This is a genomic window from Haloferax marinisediminis (genome assembly GCF_009674585.1).
Classification (GTDB): Archaea; Halobacteriota; Halobacteria; order Halobacteriales; family Haloferacaceae; genus Haloferax; species Haloferax marinisediminis.
On sequence record NZ_WKJP01000005.1, the window covers coordinates 231871 to 249596 of the forward strand.

19 protein-coding genes are annotated in these 17726 nt (G+C 61.0%); 9 read left to right on the forward strand and 10 right to left on the reverse strand.

Going from position 1 to position 17726, the window contains the following annotated elements:
- Positions 1-2: 2 nt before the first annotated feature.
- Together GJR98_RS16835 and GJR98_RS16840 are read right to left on the reverse strand one after the other, a co-directional pair.
- Positions 3-1187, reverse strand: a complete 1185-nt coding sequence (locus tag GJR98_RS16835) for an ABC transporter substrate-binding protein (RefSeq protein WP_151139919.1) — start codon at positions 1185-1187, stop codon at positions 3-5.
- A 168-nt stretch (positions 1188-1355) separates the two neighbouring features.
- A complete protein-coding gene (locus GJR98_RS16840) occupies positions 1356-2360 on the reverse strand; it encodes an LLM class flavin-dependent oxidoreductase (RefSeq protein ID WP_151139900.1) in 1005 nt (334 codons plus the stop codon).
- A gap of 53 nt (positions 2361-2413) precedes the next feature.
- Between GJR98_RS16840 and GJR98_RS16845 the strand changes: the two genes are divergently transcribed.
- Positions 2414-2926: a VOC family protein gene (locus tag GJR98_RS16845; RefSeq protein WP_151139901.1), complete on the forward strand. Its 513-nt coding sequence runs from the start codon at positions 2414-2416 to the stop codon at positions 2924-2926.
- Positions 2927-2986: 60 nt separating this feature from the next.
- Here GJR98_RS16845 and GJR98_RS16850 read toward each other — a convergent pair whose 3' ends face one another.
- Entirely contained in the window at positions 2987-3457 is a 471-nt protein-coding gene (locus GJR98_RS16850; RefSeq protein WP_151139902.1) for a MaoC/PaaZ C-terminal domain-containing protein, read from the reverse strand.
- A gap of 94 nt (positions 3458-3551) precedes the next feature.
- Between GJR98_RS16850 and paaI the strand changes: the two genes are divergently transcribed.
- Positions 3552-3959, forward strand: a complete 408-nt coding sequence (gene paaI, locus GJR98_RS16855) for a hydroxyphenylacetyl-CoA thioesterase PaaI (protein ID WP_151139903.1) — start codon at positions 3552-3554, stop codon at positions 3957-3959.
- Between the two features lie 53 nt (positions 3960-4012).
- Here the strand turns inward: paaI and paaK are convergent, their stop codons facing one another.
- On the reverse strand, positions 4013-5302 hold the full coding sequence (gene paaK, locus GJR98_RS16860; RefSeq protein ID WP_151139904.1) for a phenylacetate--CoA ligase PaaK: 1290 nt from the start codon (positions 5300-5302) through the stop codon (positions 4013-4015).
- Between the two features lie 135 nt (positions 5303-5437).
- Between paaK and GJR98_RS16865 the strand changes: the two genes are divergently transcribed.
- Positions 5438-6601, forward strand: a complete 1164-nt coding sequence (locus GJR98_RS16865; protein ID WP_151139905.1) for a thiolase domain-containing protein — start codon at positions 5438-5440, stop codon at positions 6599-6601.
- The gene (locus GJR98_RS16870) at positions 6598-8022 is read left to right on the forward strand and encodes a zinc ribbon domain-containing protein (protein WP_151139906.1); all 1425 of its coding nucleotides are present in this window, start codon (positions 6598-6600) and stop codon (positions 8020-8022) included. The genes GJR98_RS16865 and GJR98_RS16870 overlap by 4 nt, the downstream gene beginning before the upstream one ends.
- 37 nt (positions 8023-8059) lie before the next feature.
- Here GJR98_RS16870 and GJR98_RS16875 read toward each other — a convergent pair whose 3' ends face one another.
- Positions 8060-9205, reverse strand: a complete 1146-nt coding sequence (locus tag GJR98_RS16875) for a thiolase family protein (protein ID WP_151139907.1) — start codon at positions 9203-9205, stop codon at positions 8060-8062.
- A gap of 85 nt (positions 9206-9290) precedes the next feature.
- On the opposite strand from GJR98_RS16875, the gene GJR98_RS16880 reads away from it, so the two are divergent.
- Together GJR98_RS16880 and GJR98_RS16885 are read left to right on the forward strand one after the other, a co-directional pair.
- Positions 9291-10175, forward strand: coding sequence for a 3-hydroxyacyl-CoA dehydrogenase family protein (locus GJR98_RS16880; RefSeq protein WP_151139908.1), 885 nt, complete (start codon positions 9291-9293; stop codon positions 10173-10175).
- On the forward strand, positions 10172-10984 hold the full coding sequence (locus GJR98_RS16885) for an enoyl-CoA hydratase/isomerase family protein (protein WP_151139909.1): 813 nt from the start codon (positions 10172-10174) through the stop codon (positions 10982-10984). The genes GJR98_RS16880 and GJR98_RS16885 overlap by 4 nt, the downstream gene beginning before the upstream one ends.
- Before the next feature lie 574 nt (positions 10985-11558).
- Here GJR98_RS16885 and GJR98_RS16890 read toward each other — a convergent pair.
- Positions 11559-12323, reverse strand: a complete 765-nt coding sequence (locus GJR98_RS16890; RefSeq protein ID WP_151139910.1) for an IclR family transcriptional regulator — start codon at positions 12321-12323, stop codon at positions 11559-11561.
- A gap of 123 nt (positions 12324-12446) precedes the next feature.
- Here GJR98_RS16890 and GJR98_RS16895 point away from each other — a divergent pair, with 123 nt between their 5' ends.
- The 3 genes from GJR98_RS16895 (at position 12447) to GJR98_RS16905 (ending at position 15528) form a co-directional block, all read left to right on the forward strand.
- The gene (locus GJR98_RS16895; protein WP_151139911.1) at positions 12447-12767 is read left to right on the forward strand and encodes an EthD family reductase; all 321 of its coding nucleotides are present in this window, start codon (positions 12447-12449) and stop codon (positions 12765-12767) included.
- A gap of 7 nt (positions 12768-12774) precedes the next feature.
- Complete coding sequence (locus GJR98_RS16900) at positions 12775-14469, forward strand: thiamine pyrophosphate-binding protein (protein WP_151139912.1); 1695 nt, start codon at positions 12775-12777, stop codon at positions 14467-14469.
- A 114-nt stretch (positions 14470-14583) separates the two neighbouring features.
- On the forward strand, positions 14584-15528 hold the full coding sequence (locus GJR98_RS16905; RefSeq protein ID WP_151139920.1) for an NAD-dependent epimerase/dehydratase family protein: 945 nt from the start codon (positions 14584-14586) through the stop codon (positions 15526-15528).
- A gap of 15 nt (positions 15529-15543) precedes the next feature.
- Here the strand turns inward: GJR98_RS16905 and GJR98_RS16910 are convergent, their stop codons facing one another.
- From GJR98_RS16910 to GJR98_RS16925, 4 genes are all read right to left on the reverse strand, one after another.
- Entirely contained in the window at positions 15544-15735 is a 192-nt protein-coding gene (locus GJR98_RS16910) for a hypothetical protein (protein WP_151139913.1), read from the reverse strand.
- Positions 15736-15832: 97 nt separating this feature from the next.
- Complete coding sequence (locus GJR98_RS16915) at positions 15833-16204, reverse strand: cupin domain-containing protein (RefSeq protein WP_151139914.1); 372 nt, start codon at positions 16202-16204, stop codon at positions 15833-15835.
- A 64-nt stretch (positions 16205-16268) separates the two neighbouring features.
- The gene (locus GJR98_RS16920) at positions 16269-16862 is read right to left on the reverse strand and encodes an HD domain-containing protein (RefSeq protein WP_151139921.1); all 594 of its coding nucleotides are present in this window, start codon (positions 16860-16862) and stop codon (positions 16269-16271) included.
- Between the two features lie 7 nt (positions 16863-16869).
- Positions 16870-17592, reverse strand: coding sequence for an EthD domain-containing protein (locus GJR98_RS16925; protein ID WP_151139915.1), 723 nt, complete (start codon positions 17590-17592; stop codon positions 16870-16872).
- Between the last annotated feature and the right edge of the window lie 134 nt (positions 17593-17726).

Sequence of the window (17726 nt, forward strand, 5' to 3'; positions counted from 1 at the left end):
GCTTAGAGGTTGCAGCCGAGTTCGCCACAGTCTGGCAGTGCGTCGACACCGTCGATCATGTCACCGAGTTTGACCGCCGCCGGGCCACTGCCGCTGTCCGGAGCGACGAGTTCGCCCGGCCACACGGGGTTCATAGCCTGGTGGTCACAGTCGCGGAACTGGTTCGTTCCGTAGATAGTGTCCATCTCCAGGCCCGGAAGCACGTCTTTGACCTCTGCCGGATCGGTCGAACCTGCTTCCGCGATTCCGTGGGCGGTCATCCGAATCGACATGTACGCCGTCCGGGCGAAGTTGTCCGGGTCCGAGTCGTACTCACTACGGTATGCTTCGACGAACGACTGGTTGTCACCAGTCTCGAGGGTGGGCAAGTAGCGGACCCCGCCGTAGGTTCCGTACGCCGCCTCACCGAGTGCGCCGCGGACGACAGAGAACGTCATCGTCGGTGACATGAGGTTCACGTCGTCCTTGAGACCCTGACTCGCCGCCTGCTTGACGAAGTTGATGAGGTCACCACCAGTCATCCCAAGTACGGCGACTTCTGCGTCGGAGTTGGCAATCTGACTGATGTAGGAGTTGAAGTTCGTCGAACCGAGTTGCGACCGACTTCGGCCGACGACTTCGATGTCGTGACCGTCTGCCATCCGTTTTTCCACCCGGGACATCACCGACTCACCGTACGCGTAGTCGGCGATGTGGAACCAGACTTTCGTCCCGAGGTTCTCTGCGGTGTAGTCGGAGACCGCCTCTGCCATCTGTGCGGTGTTCGTCTCCGTTCGGAACACCCACTCGTTACAGTTCGACCCGGTGATGGGGACTGCGGCCCCGCCGGGGTTGTAGATAATCTCCTCTTCCTTGGCGAACTCGTTGAGTGCGAGGGCGACACTCGACGAAATCGCACCCATGAGATACGACGCACCGTCCTGTTCGACGACAGACTGTGCTTTCCGTCGGCCAGTCGACGGGTCAGCTTCGGTGTCTTCGTAGACGCCGGTGATCTCGACGTCCAGGTCGTCGTTCTCGTTGACGTGCTTGATAGCGAGTTCTGCGCCGTTTCGTTGCCCGACTGCGAGGCCACCGTACGGCCCAGTCATCGGACTGATCACTCCGTAGGTGATGGAGTTCGTGCCGCCGCCACCCCCTCCGCCGAGACAGCCTGCCGCCCCAGTGAGTCCAGCAACACCAGCCAACCCTGCCGCCTGTACGAACCGTCGTCGAGACGAACGAGGCCCATGGCCACCGTTCGACGAATACTCCTCTCTCGTCATGGTGTATGTTCATAAGTAACATGATAACCTTCACGTTTAAAGGTTTGCGTTGGTGCGCAAACAAGAATACCGGGGGGTGGTGCAAACGTGTCAGGAGAAGTGCGGTACGACGTCCGAACCCAGTCGGTCGATGCATTCGACCATCCGGTCGGTCCCGATTCCGGGGTGGTACGTACGGAAGATGAAGTGGATGTCGTCACCGAGTGCATCACGGTACTGTTCGAGTTCGTCGATGACGTCTTCTGGCGTCCCGAATATCGCCTGTTCTTTGAGTTCCGCCCGACGCTCGTCTGAGAGCTCCGGCACGTCCTCGCCAGAGAAGATTTCGGCGTATCGGCGCTGGATGTACAGATAGCCGTCTTTCATCGCATCCCACGCCGCTTCTTTCGAGTCATCGACGAACCCGTGTTGCAGCACGTAGATGGTGAAGTCGCCGTCGAGGCCTTCCTGCTCACGAACGTTCCTGATGTCCTCGACCCGCTTCTTCAACCCACCAATCGAGAGTGACGACGGCGCACACCACGCGTCGGCGGTTCGGGCCGCCCTCCGAACGGCGGGCTTCGCCGCCCCGCCCAGCATAATCGGAACGTCGCGCGACGGTTTTGGCGTGATATCGACACCCGTCACACCCTCGTGGAACGGAGAGTCGTGTTCGACCTGCCCGTCGGACCACGCGTCTCTGAGAATATCGACGGTATCAGCGAGGCGCTCCACACGTTCGTCGCGAGGAACGTCGAACGCGTCGAACTCTCGTGGATTCGACCCGATGGCGAGTCCGAGCGTCGTCCGCCCACCAGAGAGCAGGTCGACGGTCGCGGTATCTTCGGCGAGGCGAATCGGGTCGTACAGCGGTGCAAGTGCGATGCAGGTCCCGAGTTCGATGTTCTCTGTCACCGCGGCGAGTGCGCCGAGCGCCGGCATCGTTCCAGAGAGATAGCCGTCTTCCATGAAGTGATGTTCAGACACCCACGCGCTCGCGAGGCCCGCATCGTCGATTGCACGCCCGAGCGTCAACATCTCGTCGTATAGCTCTGCCATCGGTCGGTCGTCGTCTGGCCGTCGCTGACACGTGAACAGGCCGGTCCCGATTTCCATGCCAGTGAGTATCTACCTCGACTATTAATAGTTCGGGACGGCGATGGTGTGGCATGACGGGAACCAACGACGAGAGTACGACGGACACCAGTGACGGGAGGCGCATGCCGCCCGCGCGCGTTGACCACGTGGGAATCGCAGTCCGCGACGTCGACAGTGCAGAACAGACGTTGTTCGCCCTTGGATGCGAGCGTGTCCACCGTGAGACTGTCACCGACGGAAGCTTCGAGTGGGCGACGTACGTACTCGGCGACGCATCTCGGCTCGAACTCATCGCACCCGTCGAAGGTGAGTCGTTCCTCACTACGTATCTCGACGAGAACGGTCCAGGGCTCCACCACGTCACCCTCGAAGTGGTCGACATCGACACGGCAGTCGACCTACTCGAAGCCGCAGGCGAGCGTGTCGTCGGGTACGCTGTCGAAGACGGGTGGACCGAAGCGTTCGTCTCGCCGCGGAATCCAACTGGGGCCCTCTTCCAACTGATGGAGTACCACGACGACTACAGGGAGAAGGGTGACGACGGCGCACTCTTCGTCCATGGTGAGCCGTTGAAAAATCGGTGAGTCGCCGACCATCGGTGAGTCGTCGACCGTTCGTCAGCACGCCGTCGTTCTGGAACGAGGTTATTCGTCGGCGGCTTTCGTCTTGATGAGGAACTTCATGTCGCCTTCGAGGACGACGGTACCGTCCTGTTTGGTCATCGTGACGTCGATGGTGACGAGGCCCGCGTCGTCACGACTGCTGAGTTCCTTCTGCCCGGTGACGACCATCGTCTGCGAGAGCGTGTCGCCGATGAAGACAGGGTTCGGGAGGTCCATGTAGTTCATGCCGAGGAACGCGATGGCCGTGCGCTCGACGATACCCGAGCGATAGACGAATCCCGTCGATTGAACGAACGTCATCGGACCGTGGGCGATACGCTGGCCGAACTGGGTGTCTTCGGCGTACTCACTGTTGGTGTGGAGTTCCGTCCAGTCACCCGAGAGCGCCGAGTGCATCATGAAGTCCGCTTCGGTGACAGTCCGACCGACGCTTTCGAACTCTTTGCCCTCGACGAAGTCCTCGAAGTAGTGCGGTTCGTAGCTGTATGCCATACTCATCCGTCACCCCCACTGGATAAAGAATTTTACATACTTATCTTTCCTGACAGTCGATGCCTACTTGAGCAGTGACGGTGAGTGTGTTCACATGCCAGCAGCAGACGAGCACGCAGAGATACGTGACCGTGCGTCGAACGACCCGTTCTGTGGGCGTGTCGGAATCGACCTCGCAGACGTCGGCGAGGGGTATGCAGAGACGACGATGACCATCGACGAAGACCACCTGAACTTCCACGGGACGCCACACGGAGGGTCCATTTACACGCTCGCCGACGCAGCCTTCGCAGCGGCGTCGAACAGTCATGGTGATGCAGCATTCGCACTGGAGACGAACATCTCCTACCTTGCGGCGGCCGAAGTGGGCGACACACTCCGTGCCGTCGCCGAGGAGACTCACCTCGGCGGCCGCACAGCGGAGTACGAAGTCGTCGTATCCGACGACGCAGGCGACCGAATCGCTACGTTCCGTGGTCGCGTCTACAAGCCCGGTCGCTGAAGGGGCGGATAGAGCAGAGAGAGCAGAGAGAACTGCGAAAAACGACCCGAGAACTACTGGCCGCGGTGGTCGTAGACGCGTTGGACCTTGCCGACTTCGGTGCGGGCGATGTTCCCGTACTCGACGAGGTTCAGTTCGTCGGGCGTGAACGACAGCACGTTCGAGAGTCGTTTGGTGATTCGGCTTTTGAGGTCGCTGATGGACCCATCGAAGTCGTCGACGACTTCGACGGTCACTTTCAGTTTGTCGAGGTTGTCCTCACGCGAGATGTCGATGCGGTAGTGTGGCGCTACCTCCTCGAACTCGAGGACGACCGACTCGACTTCACTGGGGTAGAAGTTGACCCCGCGGATGATGATGAGGTCGTCCGAGCGGCCCGTGATGTTGTCCATACGAACAGCAGTTCGCCCGCACTCACAGGTGTCGTAGTTCAGTCGGGTCAGGTCACCGGTGCGGTACCGAAGAACGGGAAGCGCCTGTTTCGACAGCGTCGTCAACACGAGTTCGCCTTCTTCGCCCTCTTCGACGAGTTCGCCGGTGTTCGGGTCGATTATCTCCGGGTAGAAGTAGTCCTCCCAGATGTGGAGGCCATCCTGCTGTTCACATTCGATAGAGACCCCGGGGCCCACGATTTCGGAGAGGCCGTAGATGTCGATGCCGGTGACGCCGAGGCGCTCTTCGATCTCCTTGCGCATCGGTTCGGTACATGGCTCTGCACCGAAGATGACGACTCGCAGGGGGAGTTCTCTGAGGTCGTAGCCCATATCTTCGGCGACTTCTGCGAGGTAGAGCGCGTACGACGGTGTACACGAGATGACGTCGCTTCCGAGGTCCGCGAGCATCTCGACTTGCCGTTGGGTGTTCCCCCCGCCGATGGGGATGACCGTCGCGCCGAGTTCTTCGACACCCTGGTGAAGTCCGAGACCTCCGGTGAACAGCCCGTATCCGTACGCATTCTGGACGATGTCGTCTGGGCCGATTCCCGAGGCGACCAGACATCGCGCGACTGCCTTGCTCCACACGTCGAGGTCGGCTTGGGTGTAGCCGACGATTTTCGGTTTTCCGGTCGTCCCCGAAGAGGCGTGGATACGCACGACGTCCTCCATATCGACGGCGAACATGCCCGTCGGATAGTAGTCACGGAAGTCCTCTTTCGTCGTGAACGGGAGTTTCGAGAGGTCTTCGACGCTCTCGATGTCGTCCGGTGTGAGACCCTCGGCGTCGAACATCTCACGGTAGTAGTCGACGTTCTCGTATGCGGTCTGCACCATCTCCTTGAGACGCTCGTCTTGGACCTCCCGAAGTTCGTCTCGTGAGGCGACCTCCATGCTATCGAATACCATTTACAGTTGAACCCGATGATAGAATATGATAAAAATGATGCGGTCGGTTCAACGCACTCGGGTGGGACGTGATGCAGTTGGGTCACCGTCATCTGGAGGCGAACCTATTTCGCGGGGGACACGCAAGCGACTACCATGCGAGACGCGTACATTGTCGGAGCGGGCCAATCGAAGTATGGTGCGTTCCCGGACGAGAGTTACCGGTCGCTGTTCGCGACGGCCTTCGAGGAGGCAATCGAGAGCGCGAGCGGCGTCGGCCCCGACGACGTAGACGAAGCAGTCGTCGGGTCACTCGGCGTCGGCGGCCGGCAACTCGGTCTATCTGGCCCCGCCGTCACCGAACACGTTGGACTCCACGGTGTCCCCTGTTCCCGAATCGAAAACGCCTGTGCAGCGAGCGGATACGCTGTGCGACAGGCGGTGCAGGCGGTCAAAAGCGGGATGGCCGACGTAGCCCTCGCCGGTGGGTACGAAGTCATGACCGACATGAGCGGCGACGTGGCGAAGTACTGGCTCGGTGTGAGTGGTGAGACGGAGTGGGAGCGCCTCACGGGAACGACGTTCTCCGGCGTCTACGCTCAGATGGCCTCGGCCTACCTCGACACCTACGACGCCTCTCCCGACCACTTCTCCAAAGTCGCGGTGAAGAACCACGCGAACGGGGCGAAGAATCCTAAAGCCCATCTCGGATTCGAGTGTTCCCTCGACGACGCACGAAACGCACCCGTCGTCGCCGACCCGTTGAACCTCTATCACTGCTGTCCGACTTCCGACGGCGCTGCAGCGGTCATCGTCGCCAGCGAAGACGTGGCCAGCACCTGTGACGACGCAGTTCGTGTGGCAGGCGTTGGGGCCGCCTCCGAACGCGTCGGTCTCTTCCAGCGGGACAGCTACACCTCCATTCAGTCGTCGGCACAGGCAGCCGAGACCGCCTACGAAATGGCGGGCCTCGGACCTGAGGATGTTGACTTCGCCGAAGTACACGACTGCTTTGCCATCGCCGAACTCATGGCGTACGAAGACCTCGGATTCTGTGAGCGCGGTAGAGCGCCCGAACTCATCGACGAGGGCGTCACCGAGTTGGGCGGCGACTTACCCGTCAACCCCTCTGGCGGCCTCAAGTCGAAGGGACACCCCATCGGAGCCACCGGTGCAGGACAGGCCGTCGAGGCGTTCAAACAACTCACCGGCCACGCCGACGACCGACAGGTGTCGGGTGCGAAGGTCGGTGTTACCCACAACGTTGGGGGGTCCGGCGGTGCAGCAGTCGTTCACGTCCTCGAAGGAGGTGTCCTATGAACGCGATTGCCGGCGTCGGCGCGTACGTCCCTCGATTGTATCTCTCTGCGGACTCGTACCGGGAGGCGTGGGGCAAAGGCGGTGCCGCAGGTGTCGAACGCATGGCTGTTCCGGACGCCGACGAAGACACGCTCACGATGGGCACCGAGGCCGGACGACGAGCACTCGCGGCCGCCGACGTGGATGCGGGCGATATCACTCACCTCGCCTTTGCAACGACGACGCCACCGGCCGGCGAAGAAGAAGCAACCGTTCGTCTCGCATCACTCCTCGGTGTCTCTTCGGCGGCAACGACGCGACAGTACGGTGGCGGAACACAAGTTGGTGCAGTCGCCCTCGCCGCAACGCTCGACGTCTCCGGCCCGGCACTCGTCGTCGTCGCCGACAGTCCACAAGGTGCACCTGAGAGCGACGAAGGCGCCGCCGCTGGCGCAGGCGCTGCTGCCCTCGTACTCACTGAAGATGGCTCGCTAACCGTCGACGCAGTCGGCGAGTTCAGCGACCCATACCCCGGAACGCGGTTCCGTCAGCGCGGCCAGCGCGAGACAGAATCTATCGGTATCACCCAATACGAGCGCGACGCGTACACGTCTACAGTCGGCGGCGCCGTGGACGCTCTCGACGTGGACGTCTCGGACGTCGATGCTGCTGCACTCACGTCACCAGATGGGAAGCTCCCATACCGCGCCGCACGAACCATGGGCGCCTCGACTGCTCAAATCGCCGCTGGCACAGTCGTCTCTCAGACCGGCGATACCGGCGCAGCAGGACCGTTCCTCGGCCTCGCATCCGCACTCGAAGACGGAGCAGAGTCAGTCCTCATCGTCGGATGGGGCGGTGGGGCAGGCGCAACTGCACTCTCCCTCACCGCAACAGCAGAGACGCCGGTCGACGCAGTCCTCGACGGTGACACCGAACTCTCGTACGCCGAAGCACTCCGACGGCGTGGAACGATCACAGGCGAAGAACCCGAAGGCGGTGGCGCGTACGTGAGCGTGCCGACGTGGCGACAGACGATTCCGCAACGACACCGACTCGTCGCAGGACGCTGTCGTGAGTGCGACTCGCTTGCGTTCCCTCCAGAGGGGGCGTGCGCTGAATGCGGGTCGCTCGCTGGCTACGACGACACGCCACTCTCGGGCGAGGGGACTGTCGAGGCGGCGACAGCAATCGGCCAAGGTGGGGCACCGCCTGAGTTCGTCGAACAGCAACAACGTTCTGGGTCGTTCGCTGTCGCTGTCGTCGCGTTCGACGGCCCCGACGGTGAAGAGTCAGTCAGCGTCCCTGCGCAAGTGGTCGACTCGCCTGTCGGAACGCCGGCAATCGGCGAACGGATACAGGCCGTGCCGCGCCGCATATACAAGCAAGAAGGCGTCATTCGGTACGGCTTCAAAGTGATTCCGACGGCGGCCCAGCGGTAGCATCCGTCCATCTCCGCGTCCTCACAACTCGCTGTTTTTAGGGTCGTTCGAACACCGTGGCGACACCTTGTCCGAACCCGACACACATCGTCGCGAGGCCGTACTGGCCATCACGACGGTCGAGTTCGTGGAGGAGCGTGGTCGCGATGCGTGCGCCAGAGCACCCGAGTGGATGCCCGAGGGCGATTGCGCCGCCGTTGACGTTCAACTTCTCGTCGTCGATACCGAGTTCGCGTTTGCAGTAGAGACTCTGTGACGCGAACGCCTCGTTGAGTTCGACGAGGTCGATGTCATCCATCGTCAGTCCGGCCTCGTCGAGGGCAGCGCGAGTTGCTGGCACCGGACCGATACCCATCTCTTCGGGGTCGACACCGACCACTGCGCGCGAGACGACACGCCCGAGGACTGGCAAGTCGTTCTCCGTGGCGTAGCGTTCTGCGGTGACGAGCGCACCTGCCGCGCCGTCGGTCAACGGTGACGCGTTGCCGGGGGTGACTGACGCTGCGTCGTCGTCAGCGAAGACCGTGGGGAGCGATTCGAGAACGTCCATCGACGTGTCCTCCCGCGGCCCTTCGTCGTGTTCGACCATTCCATCGGGGGTTTCGACAGGGACGATTTCGTCGTCGAACCGTCCCGTGGAACGCGCTCCGATTGCCCGTTCGTGTGACCGAAGCGCGAATGCATCCTGGTCGGTGCGAGCGATGTCGTATCGTCGAGCGACCGTCTCTGCGGTCATTCCCATCGAGAGCGACTCACCGCCGTCGTATCGCGCTTGCAGTGCTGGATGGAGCCAATCGGAGAACGGCACTCGGGACATGTGTTCGACGCCAGCGATGGGATAGACCTCCCCATCGCCCGCCTCGATCGCGCGGGCGGCGTCGTTGAGCGTTGTCAGCGACGACCCACAGAGACGCGACACCGTCGCGCCCGGCACCGACTCGGGGAAGCCACCGGCCAAGAGTGACTGTCGTGCGAGGTTTCGGCCCTGTTCTTCTTCTTGGTTCGCACAGCCAAGTCGGAAGTCGACCCACTCCTCGGGTGGAACGCCAGTTCGGTCGACGAGTGCGTCGAGAACCGAGATGACCAACTCTTCGGAGTGTAGGTCAGCGAATCCGCCGTCTTTCTTGGCTTGTGGCGTTCGCACTGCGTCGACGATGACTGCTCGCTCGGTGGAACCGCTCATACAGACAGGTGTGGCACCATCTGTCTTGAACCTTCGTTAGAAAAGAGGCAAACGATTATGATGGTTCCCGAGTCCTGTTTGAATAATGCACGTTAGTGTACTCGGCGCCGGAACCATGGGACACGGGATTGCGCAGGTGTCCGCCATGGCCGGCCACGAGGTTACCATGCGAGATATCGAAGACGAGTACGTCCAGAACGGCTTGGACGCCATCGAGCGGAATCTGCAGGGTGGTGTCGACCGGGACAAGGTGACGCCGGACGAGATGTCGGCGACCTTGGAACGGATTTCTGGAACGACGTCTCTGGAGGACGCAGTCGCCGGTGCAGACCTCGTCATCGAGGCTGTTCCGGAGAACATGGACCTGAAGCGGGACACGGTGAGCGACGTGGAGTCCCTCGTCGGCGACGACACCATCATCGCGTCGAACACGTCGTCGCTGTCCGTCACAGAGATTATGAGCGCGCTCGACGACCCGGGGCGGGGCATCGGTCTTCACTTCTTCAACCCTGTCCACATCATGGGCCTCGTGGAAGTCGTCGTCGCCGAACAGACAGCCGCCGACACGCTCGGCTTCGCGACCGAGTACGTCGAAGGAATCGGCAAGGCGGTCGTCGAGGTCGGTGACTCGCCCGGATTCGCCTCGTCGCGCCTCGGCGTCGCACTCGGTGTCGAAGCCATGCGGATGGTCCAAGAGGGCGTCGCATCACCACGAGACATCGACGCGTCGATGGAACTCGGTTACAATCACCCGATGGGTCCAATCGAACTCGGCGACGTCGTCGGCCTCGACGTCCGACTCGGCATCCTCGAGTACCTCCGTGAGGAGCTCGGTGAGCGCTTCCGCCCACCGCAGATTCTCAAGCGGAAGGTCCGCGCAGGGAAACTCGGAAAGAAGACCGGTGAAGGCTTCTACGTCTGGGAAGACGGCGAAATCGTCGGCGTGAGCGAGGACGTGATGAGCAGATGACCGACGTCGAAGCAGTCGCCGCGGAGTGCGAGACGGTCGACGTCGCAGTCGACGACAGAGCCGAAGGCGTGGTCACCGTCACGATGAACCGCCCCGATGCACGAAACGCGCTCAACGGGACGCTCCGTGCGGAACTGAAGCGCGTCCTCGACGCCATCGAAGAGAGTAGCGCACGCGTCGTCGTCCTCACCGGTGCAGACGAGGCGAAGGCGTTCGTCGCCGGCGCCGACGTAACCGAGCTCCGTGAACGGGACATGCTCGAACAGCGCGAGGCGAGCAAGCGACCACGTGTGTACGAGTACGTCGACGACCTCAAACAGCCCGTCATCGCCCGCATCAATGGCCACGCCCTCGGTGGCGGATGTGAGTTGATACAGGCGTGTGACGTCCGCATCGCCCACGAGCGAGCGAAGATTGGCCAACCCGAAATCAATCTTGGAATCATGCCCGGTGGTGGCGGAACGCAGCGACTCCCCCGTCTCGTCGGAGAGGGACACGCGATGCGACTCATCCTCACTGGAGAACTCATCTCCGCGACAGAGGCGGCTGACATCGGACTCGTCGACGAAGTCTACGGCGACGACGAATTCGACGACCGTGTGTACGAACTCGCCGAGATGATGGCGACCAAGAGTCCCGTCGCCCTCGAATTCGCCAAGAAAGCGGTCAAAGCCGCCTCGCGGATGGACCTCGAACAAGGAATCGAATACGAGGCAGAACTGTTCGCACAACTGTTCGGAAGTCCAGACAAGAACGAAGGAATCGACGCGTTCTTCGAAGACAGAGACCCCGAGTGGCACGACAACTGATGTTCGAGTAGTTCGAACGTTTTTTGAAACACATCATTGTTGACGAACGTACGAATATCACGGTATCTCCGGGTGAATTACAAAATCACTTCGAACTTTTGGACGCACTAGTGACTAGAACACTCAGTCTGCCGATTGTTGGCCCGCGAGTAGTCACTCTGCTGTTCCGCTCTTTCGAACGTGCGTCCGTAAGTATAGAACAGTTGTACGAACTGATAGAACGTCTGTCTGCGCGATCAAAACCAGACTGTGAGTGTCCTTACACCCATACAGGTGTAATAGTAGACCTAAAAATAACGGGGGCGTCTTCCCTGTCGCCATTACAGAGGTACTACCGTAATTTGTACGGATACCATGCGAAAACAACGAGAAACCATAACGATTGTTTCACAGAATTTCGTTCGAACTATTCGAACGTCGGTTCTTGCCGCGAGTCAGTGGAGTTCCTGAAGAGAAACCGTACAGACGGGAGCGCTGAACGGTCACAATCACGTGTTCTCTGTGAGTAGCCGTTCGAATAATACGAACGGGCGTTCGATAGAGTGAGTTCCGTGAGAAATTGGTCGCAGGGTAATTACGAGAAGTTGAGGTTGATTTCGACTTCGTTCGCCGCACCGAGGAGCAAGTTTGCGAGGTCGACAGTCAACCGTTCTCCTTTCAGTCGGTTCGATGGTCCCGAGATACTGATTGCACCGACTGGGTAGCCGTCTTGGTCGGTGACGACGACACCGACAGCGTGGAGTTTGGGAACGATTTCTTCGCGGTTGAGTGCGAACCCACGGTCACGAACCGTGCTCAGCTCCTCGAAGAGGTCGTCGGGCTCAGTAATCGTGTGCGACGTCTTCGCCGGGAGGCCGTGTTGGTCGATGATGGCTTCGACGCGTTCGTCGGGGAACGCAGAGAGGATGGCCTTCCCGGCGGCGAGTTGGTGGAGGTACGAACGTGTCCCCTCTCTGGCCGGCGTCCGAACAGAGTGTTTGCCTGCGGCCCCGTAGAGATGAATCCCGCGGCCCTTTTCTTCCGTAACGCACCAGACCTTCTCGCCCGTCTCCTCGGCGAGTTCGTCGACCTTTGGCTTCGCAACCTCGTAGAACTGGTGTTGGTTGCGAGCGTAGATACCAAAGTCGAGGAGCCGAAGCCCGACGCGATGTCCGTTCTCGTCTGGGACGACGAACCCCTCACGTTCGAGCGTCTTCAGGTGCCTGTGGACAGTACTCTTTGCCAGCCCGAGTTCGGAGGCGAGCTTCGTCGGTCCGAGCGGCCCTCGTTCTTTGAGGCATTCGAGGATGGCGAAAGACGTCGTCGCCGTCTTCACTGGACGGCGTTGTTCGTCGGTCATCGTGTGACATCCGTTCTCATCACTCATAAATGTGTTCGAGGACTTCGAACGGGTGTTCATACTACTCGAACGGTTTGGACGGGCGATAGAGCAAAGTAGTCGCCAGTGAGATAGCTGACGTGCATGATTAAATTGGTGAATATAGTCGTCCGTAAGCCAGACTACTCGTTCGACGAGTTCGTCGAGCGATGGACCGGGCCTCACGCCGACATGGCGAAGGAACTTCCGGGACTGCAGAAGTATTCGACGAGTCTCCCCACCGACCCAGAACGGTCCGAGCACGACGGTATCGTCGAACTCTACTTCGAGGACATGGGCGCCCTGAAGAGTGCATTTAGTTCAGAGATTGGAGAGCGGGTGAACGCCGATGCCGCCGAGTTCATCGACATGGAGCAGGGACCAACGCTCTACGTCGAAGAGACGACGCAACTAGACAGGACGTGAGCGACCGATGGATACCAGCGAACGACTCGTCGAGAGCCTCGAACGCCTCGGAGTAGAGCGAGTCTTTGGGTACCCGGGTGGCAGGGTTATCGAACTGTTCGACGACATTCCCGAGTCGACCATCGAACTCGTTCGCCCACGTGACGAGCGAGAAGCGAGTGTCATGGCAGAGATGCACGGACGACTGACGGGGACGCCGGGTGTCCTCGCCGGGCAGGGTCCGTGGATTGGGAGTCTGGGCCTCATCGGACAGATGGAAGCGCGTCTCGCGTCGTCACCGATGGTGGCGATAACTGAAGCGTCGGAGCGCGGGAACTACTCGACCATCGCACCCTATCAACAGTCGCGCGGCGACTACGGTGGACTCGAACTCCCGAAGATTCTCGACGCGGTCACCAAGGAACACTGGTTCCCGCGGACGCCGACAGAGACGATTCGAAGTCTCCAACTCGCGTTCAAACACGCCGTCGCAGGCCGCCCCGGTCCGACAGCAGTCATCCTCGATGGCAACGCCATCACCGAGGAGTATCCCGAAGACGTGCTTCCACCGGTGTGGGACGAAGAAACCCAGACGCGAACGTGGAAAGCCGCACCGACGGCACGTGACGTTGCCGCTGCGGTCGACGCACTCGAAGCGGCCGAGCGACCGGTCATCATCTCCGGGAACGGAGTTCACGCGTCCGGCGCGTACGACGAACTGCAAGCGACTGCAGAGGCGTACGACGCCGCCGTCGTGACCTCCTACCTCGGGAAGTCGACGTTCCCCGAGACACACCGCCTCGCCGGCGGTGTGATTGGGTCGTTCGGACACGAAGGTGCAAATCAACTCGTGAGTGAAGCGGACGTCCTGCTCGTCGTAGGCTGTCGGATGAACCCGATGGACACCAACTGGCAGGCCCCGGACTTCATCCGTCCCGACGAACAGACCATCATCCACGCGGACATCGACCCCCGAAATGCGGGATGGGTCTACCCCGCCGACGTTGGACTCATCGGCGACGCTGCCGAGTCACTCCGAGAACTCACGGCATCCGGCGGGAACGACAACGACTGGGCAGCAGACCGGGCACAGACGGCCCGAGAGTCGTTCTACGCACCAGAGTGTGACTCGGACGCCGCACCAATCCTGCCGCAACGGGCAGTCAAAGAAATCGAGCGTGTCGTCGACGAGGACACGATCGTCACAGCCGACTCGGGGAACAACCGTTTCTGGCTCCTCAACTATCTCCAGGTGCCCGCCGTCCAGACCTACTACGGGTCAGGCGGCGTTGGAGGAATGGGGTGGGCCACACCGGCCGCCGTCTCGGCGGCACTCGCGACAGACAAACACGTTATCGGCGTCGCCGGAGACGGCGGGTTCGCGATGACGATGACGAGCGTCGAGACAGCCGTCGAACACGGCGTCGCACCGACGTTCGTCGTCCTCAACGACACCAGTCTCGGAATGGTCCGGCAGATGCAACACGGCCCCGACGACATCGCCGGCGTAGAGTTCCACGACACGGACTTCACGCGTGTCGCCGAGGCGTTCGGCGCAGAAGGAATCCGCGCCGAGACACCGGGAGAACTTGGGGACGCGCTCGCCGAAGCGAAAGGAGCTGACGTGCCAACGGTCATCGACGTTCGCATCGACCGCGAACAGGATATGGCCGAGACGCTACAGTCGTCGTTCTACGCCTCGGTCGGTGGCCTCCACGAGTAACTGAGACGGGAGGAACAGAACGGACCCCCACCTTCGCCGGCAACTGGTGCCGGTGCGGGAAACACTTTTCTCGTACGCAATGAGACGTACGGTAGCATGTCATCATCGACCGTGATGGTCACCGGCGGAACCGGGTTCATCGGTTCGTACGTCGCACTGGACCTCCTCGAAGCGGGCCACGACGTCGTCGCCTACGACCTCTCGACCGACCCTCGAATCTTAGAGAAACTCGGTATCGCCGACGACGTGACGATACGCCGCGGTGACGTAACCGACCCGACCGACGTCGTGCGGGCAGTCAAAGAGACGGGGACGACACACATCATCCACCTCGCGGCGCTCTTGACGACGACTGCACGGGCGAATCCACGCGCCGCCCTCGACGTGAACGTGATGGGGACGAACAACATCTTCGAGGCCGCACGGGCGCTCTCCGACCAGGTCGAGCGCGTAGCGTGGGCTTCCTCCGCGGCAGTCTACGCGCCGCCGACGAACTACGGTGACGACTTCGTCACCGAGTCGGACCTCGTCTATCCAGACACGCTCTACGGGGCGACCAAAGAGTACAACGAGCATCAAGCGCGCGTCTACTACGAGGACTTCGGCGTCTCACACGTCGCCATCCGACCGACAGTCGCCTACGGACCGTACCGTGAGACCGGTGGGTCGGCGTTCCTCGCGAACATCGTCGAAAAGCCTGCACTGGGCGAAGCCTTCAGCGTCGACTACGGCGACCAGGTCATCGACTGGCAGCACGTCCGCGACATCGCACAGGCGTTCCGGAAAGCCGCGTTCACGCCAGACGAAGACCTGACGCAGCGTGTCTACAACGTCCGTGGCGAACTCGCGACGATTCGCGAGGCGGCAGAGATGGTCGAGGAAATCATTCCAGACGCAGACCTCACCGTCTCCGACGAGGGCGAACTGCCGTGGACCCAACGCCTCGACATGACGAAGGCACAGGACGACCTCGGCTACGACCCCGAGTACGACCTCGAAACTGGGTTCCGCGACTACATCAACGTCCTTCGCAAAGAAAACGGACTGGACCCAGTCTAAGCGTCTGGAGTCGTCTCAGTCGTCCGTCCCCGGCGTTTCGTCGAGCAAGTCCCGAATATCTTCGGCTGACAACAGGTCGATTAAATTCGCTCCCTCGTCGTACCGTTCTCGTTCTTCGGGCGTGAGATACTCGGCTAAGTCGTGGTCGGAGAGCAGTTCTTCGAGTCGTTCGTCCAGGTCGTCTGGGTCGTAGCCGGGGATGACCATACACACGTGTATGTTCTCTGTTATCTTATAGCTCAGTGTGCTCAGTTCCAGTGTGTCGCGTCCGAACGAGAAGACGAAGGAGTCCCGTTGGTGCTGCTCAGTCCACAACGACACCGTCGTCCTTCGCGTTCGGCGCACCGACAATGAACACCTCACCGTCTTCGACACAACCGAGTTGGCGGACTTCGTCAGGGGAGACGACGACGACGTCACCGGGTTCCAGTGTGAGCGCCTCCGTCTCGTCTCCTTCGTCGTCGAAAAACGTCATCTCGAACTGCCCCGAGAGGACATGATAGAGCTCCTCCTGTTCTTTCTGGTAGTGTTTGGTGCTGTGTTCACCGGATTCGAAGACCCACACTGACGGGCGCATCTTCTTCGGTCGGAGTTCGTAGCCGACGGCGCGAACGCGTCCATCTGCAATCGTATTTTCGTGCAGTTCGAGGTCGGAGAGGTTGACACGGTCGTACATCACTCCGACGTGGGACGGATAGCACCTAAAGGTGTAGGTGAAAATGGACTGACAGCGCGTGAGGCTACTGGGTCTGTGAGTACTGCTCGACCCACTCTTGCAGGCTGATTCCCATCGCCGCCTGCGTGATTGCATTCGACGACGCAGAGTTCGCACTCTTGACGAGTTCCGATTCGAGTGTTCGCGTCGGTATCTCACCGATGAAGTGGGGAATCGCTCGTTGGACGGCGAGTGGACACCCAACTTCGTGTGCGAGGGCGTATCCGGACAGAGAGTGCGGAATCTCCTGTGTGGCGTACTCGGGGTCGGGCGTGTCGAGCACGTCGTCGTCGACGAAGTCGACGTACTCGTAGCACTTGCCAACGTCGTGGAGCAAGCAGGCGGCGACGACGACGTCGAAGTCGGGGTCCGCACCGTGGAAGTCGCGCTGCTCTTCGGCCGCGCGAATCGCGATGCGCGTCACGCCGCGGACGTGTTCGACGTTGGTCACCTCGTGGATGTTCCACGCATAGGGGATGTCGTCGATATCTCGCCACCCACCACGTTCGAGGCCGAGACACCACGCGTCGATGACGTTCTCGCGCAGGTCGTCGTCTTCGATGTCGTCGAGCTCCGGATAGGCGGCTTCGACCTGCTGTCGGTAATCGTCGGCGTTCATCCAGCCATCACTCACCCGTCACGTCCTTCTGGACGGTCTCTTGGCCGACGAATCGTGGACGGTCTTCGAGCGAGAGGAAGTTGTCCACGTCTTCGCGGGGTGCTTTGGCTTTCGGATGGTCAGGGTCGTAGTCGCGTGACGACTCGTGGCCGAGACCCGCCCGGAGCGCGTCGAGACTTTCGAAGTAGAGTTCGGCGACGCCGTCGAACTCGGCGTTTTCGGGGTCCGTCGGGACGACTCGGGCATAGCGGACGACGCCCGGAATCTCCCGAGCGAGTGGAACGTGCGTGTTCGCCCAGTGGTCGAGGAACTCCTCGTGAGTCATCCCGTCTTTCCGGACGAGGAACGCCGAGTGCTTGTAGAGTCCCGTCGTCTCGCCGCCCGTCTCGTCTTTCTCGACGAACTCCTCGCCGATGAGTCGCGGGCGTCGCTCGATGTCGAGGAAGTTGTCCACGTCTTCTCTGGCTTCCTTGGCTTTCCCCTTTGCGGGGTCGTAGTCACGCGACCCTTCGCTCCCAAGTGCATCGTGCAGTGCATCGAGGTCGTCGAAGAACAACTCTGCAATGCCGTCGAACTCGGCCGCCTCGGGGTCGGCCGGGAGGACCGTCTGATAGCGGACGACACCTTCTATCTCGCGGGCGATCGGCGTGTGGTTGGTCTGCCAGTACTCGACGAACTCGTCGTGGCTCATCCCCTGCTTGCGGACAAGCAAAGCTATGTGCTTGTACATGCGTACACCTTGCGGTCCACGTATACCGTCATAAATCATGAGGTATGCTCGCGTGCCACGGCCGCCGGAGACGAGCGCGACACGCTCACTGCCTTCTACAACAAATTAATATGATGTTCGTGTGTGGTACAACC